This window comes from Collinsella sp. HCP28S3_B9 (assembly GCF_052066095.1).
Classification (GTDB): Bacteria; Actinomycetota; Coriobacteriia; order Coriobacteriales; family Coriobacteriaceae; genus Collinsella.
In genome coordinates this window covers 1-2,755 of sequence record NZ_JBQHST010000053.1, presented here as the reverse complement: position 1 = coordinate 2,755, position 2,755 = coordinate 1, and the positions used below count along the sequence as shown (strand labels likewise).

Here is a 2,755-nt window from a genome sequence, read left to right as displayed (position 1 = left end):
CCGAACTCGGCGGAGTGGACGCGGTACCAGACGGTGTAGCGACCCGACAGGTCCGCGGACAGCCTGACCCTCAGGGCCTCGACGGCGCGGGCCTGGCCGGTGGTGCCGGCGGTGCCGCCGTTGCCGACGGCGGGCTGCCAGCCGATGCCGGCGACGTGGGCCTCGACGGACAGGGCATTTGCGACCTGCTCTTGAGAGGAGGCCCCATTCACTTCAACTGAAATTTTAAGTGCCTCAAGATTCAAGCCTCTGCCCGTCGTTCCGGCAATCTTGCCCATACCAACCGGGTTCATCCAGCCAATATTCTGCACATGAGCAGAAACGCTTACTTTTTTGACGGTCAGATGAGTGCTTTCGGCTGAATCGGCAGCAGTGGCTCCACTAGCCTCATCGGAGCAAGCCAACTGCGCGTTTTGGGACTCACTATTCTTGGGAGTATCATCCGATTTTTGTTCCTCGGACACCGAGCAGTCTTGTGCGGCAGCCGAACCTTCAAGGACGGAGTCATTTGAGCCAGCGGATCCGTTAATTGAATAATCAGCATATGCAGCGCACACAAGCCATGATTGGCTTACGAACAACACAGCAACCATGAGAATAGAAACGGACACATCAAAGAGACGTCTCACGATTCCACCTTCCTTCATCTATCAACGAATCTACTTAAGGACAACCGCCTGGACTCCTCGTTGCGAGTATAGCGAAGCGATGCGTTCAGCAGAATTAGAGACATAGCCGGAGAGCGAATCCGCAATGTAAACGGTACCCAGGGAACGATTAAAGCCTCTTAAAACAACGGTATGAGAATTGGTATATGTTCTATAAACCCTTCCACCGTAAGCCTGAGTCGCATAGCATCGACCCAAATTCTGCATACCTATCGTCGACCAGATGATAACGGGATGTCCGGCTTCCAAATAGGAATAAAGATCATAGAAACCAGTGCCCGTGACGTCATACGCACGCAAGCTGCTTCCACGACTGATCAAAAAAGAATTAGCCGTGTTGGTCAATCCAGGAGCGGATATGCAGTTTCCGTTCGAAGCGCTATGTGGATTACCCCAAAACGCCGTCACAAAATTCCAGCTGCTTTTAGGCATATACGCATCTGCAATGACGGTTTTTCCCAGCCCAAATCCGTAATAGTTGAGCGCATTAGTCAATGCAACGGACTCACAACCAGTCGGAAGCTCAGGATTCTGCATTGTGCAAGGAACGTTGAGGACAACCGAATTCGGATGCAAGGGGCGATCCCTGTACGCGCCCTCCGTGGGACCCGGCGCCGCCGAGCCCTTCGCGAGGATGCGGACCTGGAGCGCCTCGAGGCGGTAGCCGATGCCGGTCGTGCCGGCGCGGGCCCCGTCGCTCGCCCACCCGAGCCAGCCGTAGTCCTGCACGTAGGCGCGGTACCAGACGTCGTAGTACTCGGAGAGGTCGCCGGTCAGGCGCATCTTGACGCACTCGACCGCCCTGCCCTGGCCGGTGGTGCCGGCCACGGCGCCGCCCGAGACCTCGTCCTGCCAGCCGATGCCCGCGACGTGGGCGCCGTAGGACAGGCCGCCGGAGACCGGCGAGGAGACCTCGGCCGAGATCGCCTCTACGGCGCGGGCCTGGCCGGTGGTGCCGGCGGTGCCGCCGTTGCCGACGGCGGCCTGCCAGCCGACGCCCGAGACGTGGGCCCTGAGGCTGAGCGAGGGGGCGGAGAGCTCGGCGGGGGCGCCCGACGAGGGGGCGTCGCCGCCCTTCTCGACGAGGACGACCTGGAGCGCCTCGGCCTGGACGCCGAGGCCCTCGGTGCCCGCGGCCTCGCCGTCCTTGGCCCAGCCGAGCCAGCCGTAGCCCGCCGCGTGGACGCGGTACCAGACGTCGTAGGAATCGGAGACGGGGCCGGAGAGGGACACCCTCACGGCCTGGACGGCGCGGCCCTGCCCCACCGTGCCGGCGTAGGAGGGGGCGGAGGCGGCGTCCTGCCAGCCGATGCCGGCCACGTGGGCCGCGACGGAGACGGAGCTCCCCTCGCCCGCCCCCTCGAGGGAGGCGCGCACCGCCTGGAGCGCGAGGCCCCTGCCGGTCGTGCCGACGTCCTCGCCGCCGCCCACCGCCTGCAGCCAGCCGCGCTCCGCGACATGGCCCTGCAGGACGAGCGCCGGGCCGGAGGCGGAACCGGAGACGAAGGCCCCCTCGGTCGGGCCGGGGGCGGCGGCGCCCTTCGCGACGAGGGCGACCTGGACTGCGGTGAGGCCCGAGGCGCCCGACTCGACGCCGGAGGGCTCGCCGGAGCTCGCCCAGCCGGTCCAGCCGCGCACGGAGTCGCAGGAGCGGTACCAGACGTCGTAGCGCTCGGCGAGGCCGCCGGACAGCCCGAAGCGGACGGCCTTGAGCTGGAACCCGCCGTCCGGGGCGCCTAGCTGCGCCCCGTCGGAGCTGGACTCCCCCTGCCAGCCGGAGCCGAGCAGGAGGCCGCGGTAGCAGACCGACCCGTCGGACTCGAGGTTGTCGACGACGGCGGCGACGGAGCCCAGCGCGGGGCCGCCCTCGGAGCCGAGCGTCAGGACCCCGCCGGAGGACGACGAGCCCGCCGGCGAGCCGGAGACGGAGAGCGCCGACCCCGACAGGCGCTCGCCGGCGCCGCGGAAGGGGCCCCCCGCCGGGGCCCGGGGGGGGGCCCCCGTGGGGTCCTTCAAGACCACGACTGCCTCTACGGGCATTGCAAACACCACACAGGCCCCGGCCCCCCCCTCCTATGTCCCCCCGC

General features: G+C 66.1%; 1 protein-coding gene and 1 pseudogene. Both read right to left on the bottom strand.

Annotated features, from left to right (window positions below; all coding sequences use genetic code 11):
* Positions 1 to 629, bottom strand: a pseudogene (locus tag ACTNBB_RS08980) (hypothetical protein); the annotation flags it as partial.
* A 30-nt stretch (positions 630 to 659) separates the two neighbouring features.
* The gene (locus ACTNBB_RS08975) at positions 660 to 2,306 is read right to left on the bottom strand and encodes a C39 family peptidase (RefSeq protein ID WP_441057960.1); all 1,647 of its coding nucleotides are present in this window, start codon (positions 2,304 to 2,306) and stop codon (positions 660 to 662) included.
* Positions 2,307 to 2,755 lie beyond the last annotated feature (449 nt).